Source organism: Archangium violaceum, from assembly GCF_016859125.1.
Classification (GTDB): domain Bacteria; phylum Myxococcota; class Myxococcia; order Myxococcales; family Myxococcaceae; genus Archangium; species Archangium violaceum_A.
In genome coordinates this window covers 4,419,941-4,437,798 of sequence record NZ_CP069338.1, presented here as the reverse complement: position 1 = coordinate 4,437,798, position 17,858 = coordinate 4,419,941, and the positions used below count along the sequence as shown (strand labels likewise).

Here is a 17,858-nt window from a genome sequence, read left to right as displayed (position 1 = left end):
CGCGAGCTGGTGCTCAGTCCTCGAGCTGGGACTCGTAGACGAGCTCGCCCTTGAGCGTGAGGACGAGGCCGGTGCCCAGCTCGCCCTCCTCGTCGTCACGGCCCACGTCGAGCTGCTGCGTCTCCTCGTCCCACTGGCCCACGTAGTACTCGCCACCGGCCGCCATCCACGCGCGATCTCCCGAGACGAGCGTCTCCACCGTTTCGCCCTTGTCGCTGGTGGCCCGGTAGACACTCCACTCCACGCCCTCCTCCTTCATCTCGGACACCACCTCGGCGAGCTCCTCGTCCTGGGGCGTGCCCCCCTCCTTGGCCGGCTCCACCTTCCACGTGCGCTCGTCGGCCTTGGGCTTCTGCGCGAGCCAGCCCCGCACCAGCTCCCTCATGGCCTGCTCGGCCTTGTCCTGCAGTCCCTTCATGCTCGCGGGCAGCCCCACCTCGTCCAGCGCCATCAGCGCCGTCTCCAGCTGGATTGCCTTCAGGGCCCAATCGTTCATCGCCGTCTTCAGCATCGCCATCCATCTCCTCGGGCCACGTCCGGCCCGCCATCCACTCCCGGGGACTTCCCGCGGTCAGGGCGGGTGCCCCCCTATCACGTTCCTTCTCCAGGGGGTTCCCCCTTGCAACGCGCAAGAGCGGCCCCCCCTTGGACCGCCGTACAACGCCCCTGTCCGCCGGTGAACGCGCGCCGGGGAGCTCCCCGGCAGCCAACAGAGCGAGCAGCGCCCGTGCTCGCCAGATGGCGGGGCACTGACCACCTTCACGGACACCGCCGCTCACGCGGCGGAAGGAGGCGGATGGTGGGCAGCGAGCGACAGGAACTGAGCCTGAATGGGCCCCCGGCAATCCCCCTGGCGAGACCGACGGGAAGCGCGCCCACCGTGAGCATCCCCCTGGCGATGCGCAAGCCCACACGGGCGAGGCTCCTGGCGATGCTACGCCCGGCGTTCGCGGTGGTGGGCCTGGGCGTGCTCGTCCTGCTCGTGCGGGACGTGGGGACCGAGGAACTGGGGAAGGTCCTGTCCCGAGCGGCCCCCTGGCTGCCCCTGGTGCTCCTGCTCGAGGCGGCCCGCCTCGCACTGGACGCGGTGGGCACGTGGGTGGCGTATGGCAGCCGGGCCGAGGAGGTCCCCTTCCGCTCCCTGCTCCGCGCGCAGCTCATCAGCACCCCGGTGTCCACCCTGGCGCCCGCGGGGCGGACCGCGGGCGAGGCGATGAAGGCGGCACTGGTCAGCCGCTACACGGGAGGTGCCACGGCGGCGGCGGCGGCGGCCACGTCACAGGCGGCCTCGCTGGTGTCGGGTGGCCTCATCTCCATTCCGTGCGCGCTCGCGGCGTACCTGTTGACGGGGACCTCGTGGCTGACACTGGCGCTCGGGGTGCACACGGTGGCGCTGGTGCTCGTGGGCATGGGAATGCGCGCGGGCATGCGGGCACAGAAGCTCGGGGCGTGGTTGAAGCGCCGCTTCCACCGCATCGCCACGCACACGGAGACCTTCCAGGAGTCGGCTCGCGGCGACGGGCTGCTACCGGCCCGGCCCATCGTGGCCACCTTCCTCGGCCGCGTGCTGCAGGTGGTGCAGTACGGCACCCTGGCGGTGGCGGTGGGCATCGACACGAGCTCGTTGCAGGCGCTCGTCGCCCAGGGGCTCAACATGGTGGCGCTGGCGGTGGGCACGCTGGTGCCGGGACAATTCGGTGTGAGCGACGGAGCCTTCGCGCTGTCGGCCCAGGTCTTCGGCACCACCACGGCCAAGGCCGTGTCCATCGCGCTGCTCGCCCACGTGGTGCAGGTGCTCTTCGTGCTGGTGGGCTCGCTCACGCCGCTGGTGTGGAAGACGGACGCGCGGAAAGGTGATTAGACTCGCGCCCCCCGTTCCCGCAGGGAGCCCGCACTGACCAGAGCCCTGTTCCTCGGCCTCGTCCTCTTCTGTCTGCCTGGCTTCGCGCAGGAGCCTCCCGCCCCCGAGCCCGACGGTCTCGCGGCGGTGAAGGCCCGCGGGGAGTTGTTGTGGGGTGCCGACGCGCAGGGCGGCGCCCCCTACGTCTTCCAGGATCCGATGGACCCCAACCGCCTCATCGGTTTCGAGGTGGACCTGGCCGAGGCGATCGCCGGAAAGCTGGGCGTACGCGCCAGGCCCGTGCTCGGCCCCTGGGACTCCCTGCTGGAGCTGCTGGCCCGCGGCGACTTCGACGTGGCGCTCAACGGCATCGAGGTGGCCGAGGAGAAGAAGCGCGTCTGCGATCTCTCGCGGCCCTATTACACCGCCGCCGAGCGCCTCACGGTCCGCCGGGGAGACGCTCGCGCGCCGCACTCGCTGGCCCAGGTGAAGGGGCGTCCGGTGGGAACCCTGCCGGGCTCGCTGGCCGAGCGCATCCTCCGCCGCGAGGGCGCCCTGGTGAAGACGTACGAGGGCGGCCAGGATGAAATCTACGCGGACCTGAAGCTGGGTCGCACGGACGCGGTGCTGCTGGACGAGCCCATCACCCGCTACTACGGCGCCATCGATCCGGAGCTGGAGGTGGTGCCGGGCACCTTCGGCGAGGTGCGGTACGCGGTGGCGGTGCGCAAGGGCGAGGAGGAGCTGCGCCGGGCCATCGACACCGCCCTGGAGGAGCTGCGGCGCGAGGGCACGCTGCGGACCCTCTACGAGCGCTGGGGTCTGTGGAACGCGGAGACGGCGGAGCTGCTGGGCGACCCGAACCCGAGCCCCCGGGGCGTACCGGAGCAGTACGAGGCCTGGCGGGCCTCGGTGGGGAAGATTCCGCCCTTCCTCGAGCGGGTGAGGGAGCGCTATCCGAGCACGCTGATGCTGTTCGCGCGCGGGGCGTTGATGACGCTGGGCGTGTCCCTGCTGTCCATGGCGCTGGCGGTGGTGGCGGGCGTGGTGCTGGCGGTGACGCGCGTCTACGGCCCCGGGCCCCTGCGCTGGCTGGCCATGGCCTACATCGAGGTGGTGCGCGGCACCCCGCTGCTGGTGCAGCTCACGCTGGTGTACTTCGGGCTGCCCCAGCTCGGCCTGAGCCTGGAGCCTCTGACGGCGGGCGTGCTGACGCTCGGGCTCAACTACGCGGCGGCCGAGGCGGAGAACTACCGGGCCGGGTTGTCCAGCGTGCCCGCGGGCCAGCACGAGGCGGCCAAGGTGCTCGGCCTCTCGCGGTGGCAGACGCTGCGCCACGTGGTGATGCCCCAGGCCGTGCGCGTCTCCCTGCCGCCGATGACGAATGACTTCATCGCGCTGCTCAAGGACAGCTCGCTCGTTTCCCTGGTGACGCTCACCGAGCTCACGCGCACCTACCTCAACCTGGCCAACGCCATGCGCGACCATCTGGGCCTGGGACTCCTCGTGGCCCTCATCTACCTGCTGATCGGCCTGCCCTTCGCGCACCTGGCGCGCACCGTGGAGGCCCGGCTCGGACGGCACCTCAAGGGGGTGGCGCGATGATCCGCGTCGAGGACGTGCGCAAGCGCTTCCCCGGCGCGGGCTCGGCCACCCTGGACGGTGTGTCCTTCACGCTGGAGACGGGGCGGCTGGCGGCCATCCTCGGGCCGAGTGGCTCGGGCAAGTCCACGCTGCTGCGCTGCATCGTGGGCCTGGAGCGGCTGGACTCGGGCTCCATCCACCTGGGCGGGCAGGCGGGGCTGGTGTTCCAGTCCTTCGAGCTGTTTCCGCACCTCACCGCATTGGGAAACTGCACGCTGGCGCAGCGGTTGGTGGCCAGGCGCTCGCGGGAGGAGGCCGAGGCACGGGCTCGCCGGCTCCTGGAGGCTCTGGGGCTGGGGCAGCGGCTGGATGCCTACCCGGAGATGCTCTCGGGCGGGCAACGGCAGCGCGTGGCCATCGCTCGCGCCCTGGCCATGGAGCCCGCGGTGCTCCTGTATGACGAGCCGACGAGCGCGTTGGATCCCTCCCTGCGCCGCGAAGTGGTCGAGACGCTGCGCCGCGTGGGCTCGCTGGGAATGACCCAGCTCGTGGTGACGCACGACGTGCAGCTCGCACGCGCCGCCGAGCGGGTCATGGTGCTGGACCACGGTCATCTCGTCGAGCAGGGCCCACCAGAGCAGGTGCTGGACGCGCCCCGGCACGAGGCCACTCGCCGGCTGCTCGCCCAGGTACACGACGACTGATTGGAAGACGGTGACGCATGGGGACTATCGCGGGCAGCGCATGGTCTCCTGCTCGGAGACGAGACACACCCGAGCCGGCCGCGTCACTCGCGTGGTTGCAACACCGGTCTCCCATACTCAATGACGGGAGAGGCCCCAGGGATTGGAACGGCCTCCGGGAGACTCCATGCGGCAGCGTATCGACGACTACGCCCTCCTGGGCGACTGCCACTCGGCGGCCCTGGTGGGCCGTGATGGCTCCATCGACTGGGCCTGCTTCCCCCGCTTCGACTCGGCCGCGGTGTTCTGCCGCATCCTGGACGTGCGACGGGGCGGCTCCTTCCGGGTGAGCCCCGATGGTCCCTTCCAGTCCAAGCGCCGGTACATCGACGACACCAACGTGCTCATCACCACCTTCACCACGCCCACCGGCGTGCTGGAGGTGACGGACTGCATGCCCATCCGCACCGGCCTGGCCCGCAGCTCCCGCGTGGGAACCCGGCACTCGTTGTTGCGACGGCTGCGCTGCACGAGCGGGGAGGTGCACGCACGCGTGGTGATGGCGCCTCGCTTCGAGTACGGGGCCTTCGTTCCGCGCATCCGCCTCACCTCACCCCATACGGCCGAACTGGTGGGCGGCGCGGATGCGCTGTGGGTGACGGCCACGCGCCCGCTGACGGCGCACGACAACGCCCTGCGCGCGCGCTGGCGCATGCGTGCCGGGGACGAGGCCTGGGTGGAGGCGGCGTGGACTCCCTCGCTCGTCGAGCGCACTCCGGCGGAGATGCCGGACCTGGCGACGCTGCGCCGGCGGCTGGAGGACACGGTGTTCTTCTGGCGCGATTGGATCTCCCACTGCGCCTACGAGGGCGAGTACACCCGCGAGGTGCGCCGCTCGGCGCTGGTGCTCAAGGCGCTCACGTACGCGCCCTCGGGCGCCATCGTGGCCGCCCCCACCACGTCCCTCCCCGAGGAGCCCGGCGGCGTGCGCAACTGGGACTACCGCTACACCTGGCTGCGGGACACCACGCTCACGCTCAACTCACTGATGCTGCTGGGCTACCAGGAGGAGACACTCGCCTTCCAGCGCTGGCTGGAGCGCACCAGCGCGGGCCGGGCCGAGGACGTTCAAATCATGTACAGCATCCGCGGCCACCGGCATCTGCCCGAGGTGGAGCTGCCCCACCTGGAGGGCCACCAGGGCTCGCGGCCCGTGCGGGCCGGCAACGGAGCGGTGAAGCAGCTCCAGCTCGACGTCTTCGGGGAGCTACTCGAGGGGGCGTGGCTCTTCTCGAAGATGGGCGGAAGGATGTCACAGCGGCACTGGGACTTCCTGCGCGGGCTGGTGGATGACGTATGCGTGCGCTGGCGTCAGCCGGACCAGGGACTGTGGGAGATAAGGGACGAACCCCGGCACTTCATCCACTCGAAGCTGCTGTGCTGGGTGGCGTTGGACAGGGCCATCCGCATCGCTCGAACGCGGCGGCTCCCCGCCCCCGTGGGCGTCTGGGCCCGCGAGCGCGCGCTGCTACGCGAGTACCTCCTGAAGGAGGGGACGCGCCTCGGGTGGTTCTCCCAATCGGTGGGCTCGGACACACCGGATGCCTCGGTGCTGCAGCTCCCCGCGTTGGGCTTCCTGCCCTCGGCCCACCCGCTGGTGAGCCGCACCGTGAAGGAGGTGCGCAAACGGCTGGAGAAGGACGGGCTGCTCTTCCGCTACCACGCTCCGGACGGATTGAGCGGCGGAGAGGGCACCTTCCTCCTGTGCTCCTTCTGGCTGCACGACGTGCTGGTGCACTCGGGCAGGACGGGGGAAGCGGAGGATCTGCTGCGGCACCTGCTGAGCCTGTCCAACGATGTGGGCCTCTACGCGGAGGAGGCGGTGCCGGGTACGGGCGAGGCGCTGGGCAACTTCCCGCAGGCCTTCACGCACATGGCGCTGGTCGCCTCCTGCGCGCAGCTCTCCGCGGGCCGGAGCTTCCAGCTGCCTCGGGCGGGGGCGTACGACTACGCGGACTTCGCGCTCACCTACCACCTCGGCCGGCGCTCCATGTTCATGTCCCACTTCTCGTGGGAGGCCGCGCTCTAGCCCCGCTATAGTCATCAAAAGCAGAGTATGGGTGACGCATGAAGAAACAGCGCGAGCCCTCGGACTTCGAGTGTCCGGTGGAGCTGACCCTGGATGTCATCGGTGGGAAGTGGAAGGGCGTCATCCTCTACCACCTGCTCGAGAGCGAGACGCTGCGCTTCGGCGAGTTCCAGCGGCTCATGCCGCGGATCACGCTACAGATGCTCACCAACCAGCTGCGCGAGCTCGAGGCGGACGGGGTGGTTCACCGGGAGGTCTACCCTCAGGTGCCACCCAAGGTGGAGTACTCCCTCACCGAGCTCGGTAGGAGTCTCGGGCCCATCATCCGCCTCATGCTCGAGTGGGGCCGCCGCCAGGAGCAGCGCCTGCGAACGGAGGCGGGTGAAGCCGAGCGGGGCACAGCGCCCGCCACCTCGCGCGAAGCAGCCCGTGTCCCCTGGACGTCGCCGGGCCACCCTCCCTGGATGACGCTCCCCGCGGGGACTAGTACCCCAGGCTTGGATCGTACCGGGGCGCCAGCAGCGAGAGCACCACCATCTCCGTCACGTCCTTGCCCCCCTGCAGGTTCGTGGCGAGGCACCGGGGTGTGTAGATGAAGCCCCAGGGCAGCCCCCACCAGCCGAGGAGCAGTGAGAGCAGGGTGTAGCCCAGACTCAAGATGAACGTGCCCTGTCCCGCCCGGACGAAGTACACGTCCGACGAGCGTTTCGTGGTCGTGACGAAGAAGGAGACGCAGTACTCGAAGACCACGAACCTGCCGCCGCGGCGCAGCTCATCCTCGACTTGCGCCGTGGACAGGCCCTCCATACCGAGGATGCCAGCCATACAGCCCCCTGTTGTCCGAGATTGCGGCCTGAGCCGCGAAGAACAGACTGTCACACGGTACATGGCGAAGATGCGGCTGCACAGTCACGCAGAGAAAGAAGAGGCGTGACACCACGACAAGAAAGAGGGCCCCAATACTCCGCGTACAGGTGCAATCCTGTAACGACTCTCATTGGTGAAGAGTGCGACTCTCAGAGTCTGAGAACAGCATCTCCCAGACAGCACACGGAAGTTCAGTGTGTTGCTTTGGACGCAACACGCCAATGTCTCTACGTGAACGTTGGACACGGCATCACCCCTTACGAGCGGGCGGACGAGGGAGCGACATCCGCGCACGTGCCACGCCCATTCCCCCTGCTTACCGTGAAGGGCCGGGAGGCAGGCATGGCCACGAAGAAGACGGAGAAGAAGAATCCCATCGCGCATCTGGGCGAGCTCATCCACGGCATCAAGGTCGCGATGATGACGACGGTGGAGGAGGACGGCACCCTGCGCAGCCGTCCCATGTGGACGCACGACCGGGACTTCGATGGGGAGCTGTGGTTCTTCACCCGCGAGCACTCGCCCAAGGTGGACGAGGTGGAGCGAGACCACCACGTCAACCTCTCCTATTCGGAGCCCGGCAAGGATCGCTATGTGTCGGTGAGTGGCATGGCGCGGCTGGTGCTCGACAAGGACAAGGCCCGCGAGCTGTGGAACCCCACCCTCAAGGCCTGGTTCCCCCTGGGCGTGGATGACCCCGAGCTCGCGCTGCTGTGCGTGACGGTGAACAAGGCCGAGTACTGGGACACGCCCAACAAGCGCATGGTGCAGCTCGTGGGCTTCGTGAAGAGCGTCCTCACCGGCGAGCAGTTCCGCCCGGGTGAGAACGAGAAGGTGAACCTCGACGAGTCCGGCCCCGCGCTGCACTGACGCGGCCCCGTCGCTCCCGGCGGGTGGAGGTCTTTCGCGCTATGCTGCGCGGCGTCATGACCTCCACCTTCGCCGAGCACTTCCCCGCCCTGCGGTCGGGTTTCAGCTACCTCGACAACGCCGCGGGGGCCCAGGTGCCCACCCACGCCATCGACGCCCTCACCCAGTTCCTCGCCAGTGGGAGCTGCAACGTGGGCCAACCCTACGCCGCCTCCGTGCGCGCCACCGAGGTGAAGGCCCAGGCCCGCGCCGCCACCGCCGAGTTCCTCCACTGCCAGCCCGAGGAGGTCATGCTGGGCACCAGCGCGACCGCCCTCACCTTCCAGCTCTCGCGCGCCTTCTCGCGCCTGTTCCAGCCCGGCGATGAAGTCATCATCTCGGAGCTGGAGCACGAGTCCAACGCCAGTCCCTGGCGCTGGCTGGAGGCCCAGGGCGCGGTGGTGAAGGTGTGGCGCGCGCGCTGGCCCGAGGGACGCCTGGAGCCGGCCGACCTGCGCCCGCTGCTCACCCCGCGTACCCGGCTCGTCGCCGTCACCGCCGCCGCCAACTCCGTGGGTACCACGCCCGACGTGGCCGCCGCTGGAGAGCTCGCCCACTCCGTGGGGGCGTGGCTCATCGTCGACGCGGTGCACTCTAGCCCGCACCTGCTGCCCGACGTGAAGGCCTGGGGCGCGGACTTCGCGACGTTCTCTCCCTACAAGGTCTTCGGCCCCCACCTGGGCTGCCTGTACGTGCGCCGCGAGCTGCTGCCCACACTGCCCGCGGACAAGCTGTGGTTCGTGCCCGAGGACAGCCCGCAGAAGTTCGAGCCCGGCACCGCCAACCACGAGGGCCTCGCCGGCTGGCTGGGGTCGCTGCGCTACGTGCGCGAGGTGCTCGGCGGCGGGCAGCCCGGGCGCGCGGGGCTGGAGCAGGCCTTCCGTCGCATCGAGTCGCTCGAGCGCCCGCTGCTGGAGTCCACACTGGAGCGGCTGCGCACCCACCCGCGCGTGCGGCTGTACGGCATCCCCGAGCCGCGGGGAAGGGTGGCCACCTTCTGCTTCAACGTGCCGGGACTCGCGCCGCGCGCCGTCGCCGAGCACCTGGCCCGCCACGAGGTGGGCGTGGCCGCGGGCCACTACTACGCCACCCTGGCCATGCAGGGGCTGGGCCTCATGCCCGAGGGCGCGGTGCGCGTCTCGCTGCTGCACTACAACACGCTCGAGGACGTGGACCGGCTCCTCGCCGGACTGGACACCCTGCCCTGAGCTGGAAACGGGCCAACCTGCCCCATCGGGTCGGGATGGCCTTCCCGACCTGGCTCAGCGCGTGAGCGCGGTGGCGATGATGTTGAGCACCTTGAGCTGGGCCGGGGACAGGTTGCGCAACGAGCGCGCGAGCCGCCGCAGATCCGGGGAGCGCTCCTCCCGGGGCGGTAGCGAGTCCACCCAGGCCGTCACCTCCGAGTGACTCAGGCTCAGCAGCGTGTCCGAGGGAATCTTCAGGACGATGCTCAGACGGCGCAGCGTGGGGACGCTGGGCATCATTCCTCCACGCTCGATGCGACCGTAGACGCCCGGGGCCAGGCCGACCTTCTCGGCCGCCTCCGCCTGGGTGAGCCCCGCGCGCAGCCGGGCGGCACGTGCCGCCGCTCCCAGGGCCAGAGCCAGCTTGTCGTCCATGCGCTGCTGCGAAGTGGGGGGAGGGGTACGTTTCGATGCCATGGTGCCTGACGTCCAAAGAGACGTTGGAGGACATTACCCGAGAGGCCAACCCGCGCCTAGGGACTTGCGGAATCCCCTCCCACTCGGAAGCCCCACCGCTCCGGTCCCCTCCACCATGTATTCCCCATGACCTCGGGAGTCCCCCTCGCCGCCCGAGGGGACGGAGAGGGTTCGGGTGAGCAGGCGCCTCCTGCGGGGTCGGAGCCCGCGTGCCCACGTTCGGGGTCAAGCAGCTGACACCCCAACCGACGGAGATGAAACGATGGCCGGAAAAATGAAGACGCGTCTCACCCTGGCGGGACTGTTCGCGGCGGCCCTGGCGCTGGGCACCGTTGGAAGCCAGCGCGCCGAGGCACGTCCGCAGGATCTCCTCCAGCAGCAGCAGGAGGAGACCACCCAGGAGAACACCGACACGACCACCGAGGACCAGGACACGCTCGACGAGCCCGGCACCGGCGGCGCTGGCACCGGCGGCACCGAGGGCATGACGAACGAGCCCGGCACCGGCGGCACGGGTGACACCGGCGTGCTCGACGAGGATGAGGGCGTCCTCCAGCCGGGCGTGAACGACGAGGGGCTCGACTCCGACCAGGGACAGGCCGACCAGGACACCGTGGAACCGGGCACGCGCGCGCAGCCCGAGGACCAATCCGCTTCAGGCAGATGAGCCCCTGGGCACATGCGCTGACAACCGCGGCACGCTCCCCTCTCCCTTCGGGAGAGGGAGTATCAATCCCCGAGGGGCTCAACCCGCTCCAGCCGGACGCGTCCCGGACTCCGCCGTGCCCACGTCGGAGCCGGCGGGCAGTGCGATCTGGAGGATGAGTCCGCGCCGGCGCCGCGCCAGCTCCAACCGGCGTTCGAGCGCCGTGCGCTCCTGACGGACCTCCTGTGGCTCGGTGAGGGCCCGCGCGGAGATCGCCAGGAGCCGCTCGTTGATGGCCTGCAATTCCTCATCGAGCAGCACGGGCTGGATGTGGCGCGGCACGTTGCGCTTGCCGAGCGCGACGTAGTGGTTGTTCTCGATCCACACCGGCAGGACGGACATGCCCTCCAGCGACACGGACGCACCCGGAGAGGGACGTGAGAGCGAGAGCTTCAACAGCATCGAGTCCCGCTTCCTGCCGTCCTCCTCCATATGACGGCCCTGGATGAAATGCCGGTCCTGGTTCGCGATGAGGTTGCCCAGGGAGAAGGCGATGAGCGTGTCGCGCCCGGAGGTGGTGCGGTACGACTCGATGGGCTGCAGCACGTGGGGATGGTGGCCGATGATGGCGAGCGCTCCGGCCTCCAGGAGGGCCCGGGCCAGCTTGCGGTCATCGGGTTGCGGTGCGTGGGAGTACTCGATGCCCCAGTGGATGGAGACGATGAGCGCGTCACAGCGACGGGCCGCGGCTCGCACCAGCTCCACGGCCGACTCGGGACCGAGACCGAGCCTGGCGGACCTCGAGGGATAGGGCACGAAGGCGACATGGGGAGAGACATCCGGGTCCACCGGATTGCGAGCGCCGTTGAGCCACCGGGTGAAGGCCAGGAAGCCGATCCGCATCCCGCGCTTCTCGAGGATGAGGGGCTCCCACGCCGCGGCCTCGGAGGGACCCGAGCCGACACCCTGGAGGCCCGCCTCGGCCAGGTGCGCCCAGGTGGCCTGGATGCCCGCGCGGCGCTGGTCGAAGGCGTGGTTGTTGGCGAGCGACACCACGTCCACCCCAGCGGCGGCCAGCGCGTGCAGCATGGCGGGCGGTGCGTCGAAGCGTAGGGGCGCGGTGGAGGCCCGGGGGTCCCCACTGACGGGCGTCTCCAGGTTCACCATCGCGACGTCGGCGGAGCGCAACGCGTTGGAGATGGGACCGAAGATGTGGTCCCAGCCCTCGTTGTTGATCGAGCGGGCCGGGCCGGCATCGCCCGAATCGACGCGCGCGTGGTCGGCCGCGGCCTCCTTCACCTCGCCATGGGGGATGACATCTCCTCCGAAGACGAGCTCCACGCGCTGGGATGGGGTGGCACACAACAACGGAACGAGCAGGAACGCAGCGACGGACACGCTCTCACGCTAGCCGAGCGGGCGGCCTGGAGGACAGTCCCCCATATCCTGGAGGACATGGCCGAGGGTACGGGTCACCGGGCGGACCTTCCGGTGCGGGGACTCCGTTGCTGGGGAGCGGCTTGCGGCTGTCCGCATGCATCTCCACGCTCGTGGAGAGGACCCACATGGCCCATGCAGGAGCCCTCCCTCGCCAGAGGACCATCGATGTCACCGCGTCTGGCGAAGCTTTGGAACTCCCTCCAGGCGAGCCTCTCGTTCCGGCCTCCACGCAGTATACACCCCGCGGCTGCTGGGGCACTTCATGGCGGACCACGGCACGCAGCGGGTGCTCGGCTTCTACCTGCTCAGCTTGAGCCTTCTGCCCGCTACACGATGGCTCGCGCTCCTCTGCGTGCTGCTGGCCGCGTGTGCCACTTCAGCGCCAGGCGTGCGCGAGGACGACGAAGCGCCGGATGCCGTGTCCTCGTGGGAGGAAGCCCGTGCGGACCCGAGCTGCGTGGTGCCGCTGTGCGACGAGGCACGCTGCGCCCTGTGGCGCTGCCGGAACCTGGTGGAGGTGGACGCGTCCCCATCCGTGGTGCTGGCGCGCGGGCCCATGCCCCAGGCGATGCGTCCTCCCCTGGTGGGCAGCCCCAGCCGCTGGTGGGGACGCACCCTGGCCGCGCCCACCTACGAAGAACCCGTCTTCGAAATCCCCTGGCACAACTGGAAGGCCCGCGAGCAGGGCACGCATCCGCCGAGGCACCCGCTCGCGTGCATGCTCCCGCCCGAGCCGCTCGAGAAGCACCACATCTTCCCTCAGGCCCGGGATCTCGCCGATTGGTTCACGAGCAGGCACATCGACATTCACGCCTTCACGGTCAGCCTCCCCAGGAGCTTCCACCGATGGCTGCACAGTGGCGGGCCCTCGGGTGGCCAGTGGAATGAGGCCTGGCGTCAGTTCCAGGAGCAGAACCAAGGAGCCACCACGAAGGAGATCTGGCGGTTCGCATTCGAGCTCATGTTCTTGTTCAAGGTGAATGGTCCGCTCGTGCCGTACTGCCAGGATTGAGCCGAGGAACAACGATGCGATATTTCAGAATCAAGAAGGACAGGGCGTCGGACTACACCGGGGACATTGACGCCACACACAGGTGGAAGATTCCGGGCGTTCTTGGTTGCCCTGCCTGTAAAGCCACCTGGGGTGACAATTCCAGAGCGTATCCTTCGGTGGACCTCACCCCGGTCACAGCCCAGGCCGACTTCGAGGAGGCCCGCGCCGAGCCCATCGATGAATATGAAAGAATGTGCGAGCTGGTCCGTCCCTTCCTACCTCCAGGTGCGTTACTGCAGCCTGGTGCCGCCCTTGGCCCGCTCGTGGGAAAGGCCCAGGGCCGCTTCGGACAGCTCGCGGTCCACTCTCCCTGGTGGCCGCTCGTGCAGCGCGAAGCGCTCGACAGACTGAAGAACGAGGGTTTGCGAGACCTCAAGGGTTGCCCGACCCAACTGCGCTTCCGCCAGCGGGCATCGCCCGAGTTCTTCGAGTTGGAGCTCCTGCCCGTGGGCCACGCCCACCCGGACTGTCTCCCCCCAGACCGAAAACCTCCTTGCCCTCGCTGTGGCCGTTTCGGACTCAGGCTGCCCGATGACCTCCTGTTGGATGCAACCACCCTACCGGCCCACCTGAACATCTTCCGCCTGGTGGACTTCTCCGTCATCGTCTGCACCGAGCGCTTCGCGGAAGCCTGCCAGCGCCTGGGACTCGACGGTGTGACCTTCCTCCCCCTGCAAGCACGTTGAAACGCGGCGCCGACTCGGGCATCTGGGGCGGCATGTCCAACCGACTGATGATTTCCCTCACCGCGGCGGTCCTCCTGCTGGGCACCGCCGCCGTTTCCGCGGAGCGTGCGATGTCCTTTCATGACCTGCAGTCCAAGCAGCTCAATGGCCAGCCCGTGAACCTCTCCGAGTACAAGGGCAAGGTGGTGCTCGTCGTGAACACCGCCTCCGAATGCGGTTACACGCCCCAGTACGCGGGCCTCGAGAAGCTCTGGGGCCAGTACAAGGACAAGGGCGTGGTGGTGCTCGGCATCCCCTCCAACGACTTCGGCGGCCAGGAGCCCGGCAGCGCCGAGCAGATCGCGAAGTTCTGCGAGCTCCGCTACAAGGTCACCTTCCCCATGCTCGAGAAGGTGAAGACCAAGGGCGAGGGCCAGTCCCCCATCTACGAGTTCCTCGCGCGCAAGCACGGCGAGCCCAAGTGGAACTTCCACAAGTACCTGGTCGGCAAGGACGGCCAGGTGCGCGCCGCCTTCCCCAGCTCGGTGACGCCGGAGAGCGCCGAGCTCAAGACCGCCATCGACAAGGCGCTCGCCGAGTAGTCCCGGACGTCCCACCGGGGCCTCGTGGGACGAACACACCCGTCCACGGGCCCCGCGGTGCGCTGGTGGGAACACTGCTGGGCGCGGCGCACTACGACGTACTGAGCGGCACGGTGCACGCGCTGCCCCGGCTCCCGTCACCCGGCGCTGAGCGCCCTCCACCTCACATCTCCTCGCGCCGCGCCTCGTCCATCTCCTGAAGAAGGCCTCGCCCGGCACCGGGGTCCGGCGCACGCCATTCGCCAGACCCCGGGTGTAACCACTCCGACTCAGCCCGCCTTGAGGGCACCCGCCGGCGACGACTCGCTCGAGGAGCCCGCCGAGAGCACGAGGACGGCCGACTGGCTCAAGGCCGCCTGACCCAGGACGTTGAGCTGCTGCTGATTGGCCACCGCGTTGTGGAACGCCAGGCCGAGCGCCTGCGCCGCCGCCTCGTAGACGGCGGCCAGGGCCCGCGCGCGCACCTCGTCGGGGTGGACGGCCCGCGAGGCGGACTCCGCGGACTTCTCCGCCGGGGACACGGCCTGCGCCGGCTCGATGGGCGGGAGCGAGGCGGACTTCGGCTCGGGGGAGGAACCGCGCACGGCCTCGCAGGCCATCCGCGAGTCCACGACGAGTTGCAGGATGCTTCGCTGCTGCTGCGCGGTGACATCGTTCAGCTTCGCCAGCACGTCGGCCACCGCCGTCCCGAGCCGCACCAACTCCGCCTCCGCGCCGAGCGTCGCCAGATTCACGTTGTCGCCATCCGCCATCGAGTTCCTCCTGGGAGTGAAGGGCACCACCACCGTGCCACCTGTGCGAAGTAAAGCCGTCCCGCCCGGCCACGTCGAGCCAACTCGTCCCCGGGTCCGCTTCTCCTCCACCGCTCGGGCGTGACACACTGCGCCTGACTCCCATGCGACTGAGCGACGTGCAGGCGCTGCTGGACGCCTCCTTCCAGGATGTGAGGGAGGGTGCGCCCAGGATGTACGAACCCGAGGACTCCCGCTTCGACGAGCGCCTGAGCGCCGTGTGGCTGGAGTACCGGTGGTACGTGCACGGGCGGGGGCTCGCGGAAGTCTTCGTGAAATGGAAGCGGGTGGAGAAGGAGGCCTGCGCACGGGAAGAGGTGTCCGTGCTGCGCATCCACCTGCTCGGGCACTCGGCCACCCTCGCCGAACGGGCCCAGCGGGTCCTGGACGCGGGCATGCCCTCCCCGGGACGGCTGCTCGAGCTGTTCGGCGCGGACGGGGTGAAGCGCGAGTGCAGCGTGGCGGGCGCCACCGGCATCACGCTCGAGCACTGGCCGCCCCCGGTGCCCCAGCCCCTGCTGCCGGAGGAGACGTTCCAGGCGCTCTCCGCGGTCCTGGTGGACCCTCACGCCTCCTTCGAGGAGCGGCACGAGGCGGTGGACCGGCTGTGCCGCGAGCGCAGTCCCCGCGTGGTGCACACGTTGCTGGCCGCACTCGAAGTAGGTCCCTCGCTGTCCGCCCTTCGCCGGTTGTCCGAGTGGGGCGAGCCAGGCGCCCTGCCCCACCTGGAGCGCGCCCTCTCGGCCGTGGCGCCGGACAACCCCGCGGACCTCTGGGCGCTCACCGCCCTGCAGCGACGATTGCAGGCCTGGAAGCCCGAGACACCCGCGCATGAGCCCGCTATGTAGGGCGCATGCGAATCCTCCACACGATGCTCCGCGTCGGAGACCTCGAGAAGTCGCTCGACTTCTACACCCGCGTCCTCGGAATGCAGCTGCTGCGCCGCAAGGACTACCCGGACGGCAAGTTCACCCTGGCCTTCGTGGGCTATGGCCCCGAGGACACCCACCCCGCCCTGGAGCTCACCCATAACTGGGACACCTCGAAGTACGAGCTGGGCAACGCCTACGGCCACGTCGCCCTCGGCGTGACGGACATCCACGCCACCTGCGACGCCATCCGCAAGGCCGGTGGCAAGGTGGTGCGCGAGCCGGGTCCCATGAAGCACGGCACCACGGTCATCGCCTTCGTCGAGGACCCGGACGGCTACCGGGTGGAGCTCATCCAGCAGGGCACCTGAGCCCTACGGCAGCTGCCGCTCCAGCAGCTCCCACCGCTCGTCCACCCACTGGCGGAGGTATTCCACCTCCTGCTCGTGGGTGGTGAAGTCGGTCCGGTCGCTCCAGCGCTCGAAGGCGCGGTACTGCTGGAGCCACCGCGCCTCGTCGCGCAGGGCCACGGCGTGAATCTCCCGCATGTAGCCGTCGATGAGCTTCAGCACCTCCTCCTTCGCCAGCGGGCCGCGCAGCAACTCCCGGTAGCGCTCGCGCATGGGCGTGGCGATGGTGGGCTCGGCCAGCATGCGGGCGAAGAGGTGGTTGGCCCCGGTGAAGTCCGTGAGGACCGTGGACCCGGTCCGGCGCGTGTCCCAGCCCTGTCCGAAGCTCGCGTCGAGGTCCCACGGGATGAAGCGCCAGGGGGCCCGCGTCGCCGGATCATAATAGTGGTAGGCGTTCTTCGCGCTCGAGTCCGTGCCGAGAATGGCCGTATTGAAGATCCACCAGTCCTCGTAGTCCCGGGTGTTCAGCCGGGAGCCCCACCGCGAGCGGAAGGTCTGCGCATCCGAGTCCGCGACGAAGGCGATGAGGTCGTTCAGCGTGTCATAGGCGCCGACCCAACCGTCCTTGGGCTTGCCCTCCTTCTTCTCGAAGCCGAGCTGGAGCGGCTCCTTGGGCGCGCCATTCTTGTCGAGCCGCGAGAAGTTCGCGTCCGCCTCCACCGCCTTGAAGAGGTCTCCATCATCGGAGAGGCCGTGCCGCTCCATCAGGTGCTCGTCCACGTGGTCCGCCACGGTGAAGAGGCCCCAGAAGCGTCCGTTCACGTAGAGCACCGCGCTGAAGGTCTTCACCTGGATGTGGTCCGGGGACATCCGGTTCCACAGCTCGAAGGCGAGCCTCGGCCGGATGTATGAGTTGTCATTGAAGCTGGTGATGAGCACCAGCTTGCGCCGGCCGGTGAACCCCCCCGCGAGCTCCGGCTCGTTGAACGGATCTTCCTTTGCGAATTTGAAGGTGTAGTTGCGCTTGGGGAAGATGCTGGAGGTGGCCCCGCGGTACTTGGCCTCCGCGGTGTAGCGGTGTCCGCGGTAGACGAGCTCCACCGGGCGGTAGCCACCGGCGGTGAGCTGCCCCTCGAAGAACAGGTGCATCACCGGCAGCCCGTACTCCTCGGTGTACGTGGATGGATCCAACTCGCGGACGTTGCCCGGCGCCTGCCAGTTGTCGGCCACACCCACCTCGAGGGTGCCCGTCTCGCCCGTGCTGTGCTCGGTGATGGTGAGCAACCACACGGCCGCCTGGGCCTTCCCGGGTGTCCAGGTAAAGGTGCCGCTCGCCTCGTCCACGCGCGCCCCGTCCGGCAGGGGCGACACGGTGAAGCGCAGCCCCGCCGCCGAGTAACCCGTGCCGCAACGGAGCGTGACCGTCAGCGGCTCGCCTTCCTGGAGCCAGTGAGGACCCGCTCCAGTGGGCGCGCAGACAGCAGGCCTCGGAGGCGATGTGCCCTCGCCGTGCCCTGGCGTGCCCGCGTCAGGTGGGAGCGGAGGTTGATAACCGTCCGAGGGTGGGGAAGGCGGCGTGCCGTCCGTGGGCGTCTGTGCTCCCGGAGTCGAGGGGGTCTCGGTGTCCACTCCGGCTCCGGATGTGTCGCCCGTTCCGCCCGAGGACCCACACCCGATCGCCCCGAGACACGCCATCAGCGCCAGCGTGCGCCGGATCCACCGCCCCCTCCCATCCATGTCCCCTCCCCTGCAGTGGGAGGAGGAGTAACCATTTCGTGACCTGGAGGGCAGGGGACCTCGGGTCG

19 protein-coding genes are annotated in these 17,858 nt (G+C 69.3%); 13 read left to right on the top strand and 6 right to left on the bottom strand.

Features of this window, described 5'->3' with window-relative positions; translation table 11 throughout:
- Positions 1 to 13 precede the first annotated feature (13 nt).
- Entirely contained in the window at positions 14 to 517 is a 504-nt protein-coding gene (locus tag JQX13_RS19130; protein ID WP_239014880.1) for a hypothetical protein, read from the bottom strand.
- A gap of 363 nt (positions 518 to 880) precedes the next feature.
- Here JQX13_RS19130 and JQX13_RS19125 point away from each other — a divergent pair, with 363 nt between their 5' ends.
- The 5 genes from JQX13_RS19125 to JQX13_RS56360 all read left to right on the top strand — a co-directional run bounded on the left by JQX13_RS19125 (position 881) and on the right by JQX13_RS56360 (position 6,792).
- Positions 881 to 1,861, top strand: coding sequence for a lysylphosphatidylglycerol synthase transmembrane domain-containing protein (locus JQX13_RS19125; protein ID WP_239014878.1), 981 nt, complete (start codon positions 881 to 883; stop codon positions 1,859 to 1,861).
- Positions 1,862 to 1,987: 126 nt separating this feature from the next.
- Positions 1,988 to 3,445 carry an ABC transporter substrate-binding protein/permease gene (locus tag JQX13_RS19120; protein ID WP_239014877.1) on the top strand — a complete coding sequence of 486 codons (1,458 nt, stop codon included), beginning with the start codon at positions 1,988 to 1,990 and terminating at the stop codon, positions 3,443 to 3,445.
- A complete protein-coding gene (locus tag JQX13_RS19115) occupies positions 3,442 to 4,128 on the top strand; it encodes an amino acid ABC transporter ATP-binding protein (protein ID WP_203410404.1) in 687 nt (228 codons plus the stop codon). The genes JQX13_RS19120 and JQX13_RS19115 overlap by 4 nt, the downstream gene beginning before the upstream one ends.
- 166 nt (positions 4,129 to 4,294) lie before the next feature.
- On the top strand, positions 4,295 to 6,196 hold the full coding sequence (locus JQX13_RS19110; protein WP_203410403.1) for a glycoside hydrolase family 15 protein: 1,902 nt from the start codon (positions 4,295 to 4,297) through the stop codon (positions 6,194 to 6,196).
- 38 nt (positions 6,197 to 6,234) lie between these two features.
- Entirely contained in the window at positions 6,235 to 6,792 is a 558-nt protein-coding gene (locus tag JQX13_RS56360; protein WP_275425005.1) for a winged helix-turn-helix transcriptional regulator, read from the top strand.
- On the opposite strand, the gene JQX13_RS19100 is transcribed toward JQX13_RS56360, so the two are convergent.
- A complete protein-coding gene (locus JQX13_RS19100; RefSeq protein WP_239014875.1) occupies positions 6,680 to 7,021 on the bottom strand; it encodes a hypothetical protein in 342 nt (113 codons plus the stop codon). The genes JQX13_RS56360 and JQX13_RS19100 overlap by 113 nt on opposite strands.
- A gap of 384 nt (positions 7,022 to 7,405) precedes the next feature.
- On the opposite strand from JQX13_RS19100, the gene JQX13_RS19095 reads away from it, so the two are divergent.
- Entirely contained in the window at positions 7,406 to 7,933 is a 528-nt protein-coding gene (locus JQX13_RS19095; RefSeq protein ID WP_203410402.1) for a pyridoxamine 5'-phosphate oxidase family protein, read from the top strand.
- A 41-nt stretch (positions 7,934 to 7,974) separates the two neighbouring features.
- The gene (locus JQX13_RS19090; RefSeq protein ID WP_239014873.1) at positions 7,975 to 9,180 is read left to right on the top strand and encodes a cysteine desulfurase-like protein; all 1,206 of its coding nucleotides are present in this window, start codon (positions 7,975 to 7,977) and stop codon (positions 9,178 to 9,180) included.
- Between the two features lie 54 nt (positions 9,181 to 9,234).
- Here JQX13_RS19090 and JQX13_RS19085 read toward each other — a convergent pair whose 3' ends face one another.
- Complete coding sequence (locus tag JQX13_RS19085; RefSeq protein ID WP_239014871.1) at positions 9,235 to 9,636, bottom strand: helix-turn-helix transcriptional regulator; 402 nt, start codon at positions 9,634 to 9,636, stop codon at positions 9,235 to 9,237.
- Positions 9,637 to 9,898: 262 nt separating this feature from the next.
- Between JQX13_RS19085 and JQX13_RS19080 the strand changes: the two genes are divergently transcribed.
- Positions 9,899 to 10,303, top strand: a complete 405-nt coding sequence (locus JQX13_RS19080; RefSeq protein ID WP_203410401.1) for a hypothetical protein — start codon at positions 9,899 to 9,901, stop codon at positions 10,301 to 10,303.
- A gap of 78 nt (positions 10,304 to 10,381) precedes the next feature.
- Here the strand turns inward: JQX13_RS19080 and JQX13_RS19075 are convergent, their stop codons facing one another.
- Positions 10,382 to 11,680 (bottom strand): CapA family protein, encoded by a 1,299-nt coding sequence (locus tag JQX13_RS19075; protein ID WP_203410400.1) that lies wholly within the window; start codon positions 11,678 to 11,680, stop codon positions 10,382 to 10,384.
- A 352-nt stretch (positions 11,681 to 12,032) separates the two neighbouring features.
- Between JQX13_RS19075 and sitA6 the strand changes: the two genes are divergently transcribed.
- The 3 genes from sitA6 to JQX13_RS19060 are packed head-to-tail and all read left to right on the top strand — an operon-like array spanning position 12,033 to position 14,043.
- Positions 12,033 to 12,734, top strand: a complete 702-nt coding sequence (gene sitA6 / locus JQX13_RS19070; RefSeq protein WP_430384209.1) for a SitA6 family polymorphic toxin lipoprotein — start codon at positions 12,033 to 12,035, stop codon at positions 12,732 to 12,734.
- A 14-nt stretch (positions 12,735 to 12,748) separates the two neighbouring features.
- Positions 12,749 to 13,462, top strand: a complete 714-nt coding sequence (gene sitI6 / locus JQX13_RS19065; protein WP_203410398.1) for a SitI6 family double-CXXCG motif immunity protein — start codon at positions 12,749 to 12,751, stop codon at positions 13,460 to 13,462.
- Entirely contained in the window at positions 13,459 to 14,043 is a 585-nt protein-coding gene (locus tag JQX13_RS19060) for a glutathione peroxidase (RefSeq protein ID WP_239014870.1), read from the top strand. Before sitI6 ends, JQX13_RS19060 begins: the two co-directional genes overlap by 4 nt.
- Before the next feature lie 269 nt (positions 14,044 to 14,312).
- On the opposite strand, the gene JQX13_RS19055 is transcribed toward JQX13_RS19060, so the two are convergent.
- Positions 14,313 to 14,795 carry a RebB family R body protein gene (locus JQX13_RS19055; RefSeq protein WP_203410397.1) on the bottom strand — a complete coding sequence of 161 codons (483 nt, stop codon included), beginning with the start codon at positions 14,793 to 14,795 and terminating at the stop codon, positions 14,313 to 14,315.
- 143 nt (positions 14,796 to 14,938) lie between these two features.
- Here JQX13_RS19055 and JQX13_RS19050 point away from each other — a divergent pair, with 143 nt between their 5' ends.
- Entirely contained in the window at positions 14,939 to 15,682 is a 744-nt protein-coding gene (locus JQX13_RS19050) for a hypothetical protein (RefSeq protein WP_203410396.1), read from the top strand.
- Between the two features lie 5 nt (positions 15,683 to 15,687).
- The gene (gloA, locus tag JQX13_RS19045; RefSeq protein WP_203410395.1) at positions 15,688 to 16,074 is read left to right on the top strand and encodes a lactoylglutathione lyase; all 387 of its coding nucleotides are present in this window, start codon (positions 15,688 to 15,690) and stop codon (positions 16,072 to 16,074) included.
- Positions 16,075 to 16,077: 3 nt separating this feature from the next.
- On the opposite strand, the gene JQX13_RS19040 is transcribed toward gloA, so the two are convergent.
- Positions 16,078 to 17,682 carry a CotH kinase family protein gene (locus JQX13_RS19040; protein WP_343211104.1) on the bottom strand — a complete coding sequence of 535 codons (1,605 nt, stop codon included), beginning with the start codon at positions 17,680 to 17,682 and terminating at the stop codon, positions 16,078 to 16,080.
- Between the last annotated feature and the right edge of the window lie 176 nt (positions 17,683 to 17,858).

Excerpts from the sequence above, each read along its gene's own strand:
- JQX13_RS19100 (WP_239014875.1), bottom strand. The coding sequence starts at position 7,021 with ATGGCTGGCATCCTCGGTATGGAGGGCCTGTCCACGGCGCAAGTCGAG.
- JQX13_RS56360 (WP_275425005.1), top strand. The coding sequence starts at position 6,235 with ATGAAGAAACAGCGCGAGCCCTCGGACTTCGAGTGTCCGGTGGAGCTG.
- JQX13_RS19090 (WP_239014873.1), top strand. The coding sequence starts at position 7,975 with ATGCTGCGCGGCGTCATGACCTCCACCTTCGCCGAGCACTTCCCCGCC.
- JQX13_RS19115 (WP_203410404.1), top strand. The coding sequence starts at position 3,442 with ATGATCCGCGTCGAGGACGTGCGCAAGCGCTTCCCCGGCGCGGGCTCG.
- JQX13_RS19130 (WP_239014880.1), bottom strand. The coding sequence starts at position 517 with ATGGCGATGCTGAAGACGGCGATGAACGATTGGGCCCTGAAGGCAATC.
- sitI6 (WP_203410398.1), top strand. The coding sequence starts at position 12,749 with ATGCGATATTTCAGAATCAAGAAGGACAGGGCGTCGGACTACACCGGG.
- JQX13_RS19080 (WP_203410401.1), top strand. The coding sequence starts at position 9,899 with ATGGCCGGAAAAATGAAGACGCGTCTCACCCTGGCGGGACTGTTCGCG.
- JQX13_RS19055 (WP_203410397.1), bottom strand. The coding sequence starts at position 14,795 with ATGGCGGATGGCGACAACGTGAATCTGGCGACGCTCGGCGCGGAGGCG.
- JQX13_RS19050 (WP_203410396.1), top strand. The coding sequence starts at position 14,939 with ATGCGACTGAGCGACGTGCAGGCGCTGCTGGACGCCTCCTTCCAGGAT.
- gloA (WP_203410395.1), top strand. The coding sequence starts at position 15,688 with ATGCGAATCCTCCACACGATGCTCCGCGTCGGAGACCTCGAGAAGTCG.
- JQX13_RS19095 (WP_203410402.1), top strand. The coding sequence starts at position 7,406 with ATGGCCACGAAGAAGACGGAGAAGAAGAATCCCATCGCGCATCTGGGC.
- JQX13_RS19110 (WP_203410403.1), top strand. The coding sequence starts at position 4,295 with ATGCGGCAGCGTATCGACGACTACGCCCTCCTGGGCGACTGCCACTCG.
- JQX13_RS19085 (WP_239014871.1), bottom strand. The coding sequence starts at position 9,636 with ATGGCATCGAAACGTACCCCTCCCCCCACTTCGCAGCAGCGCATGGAC.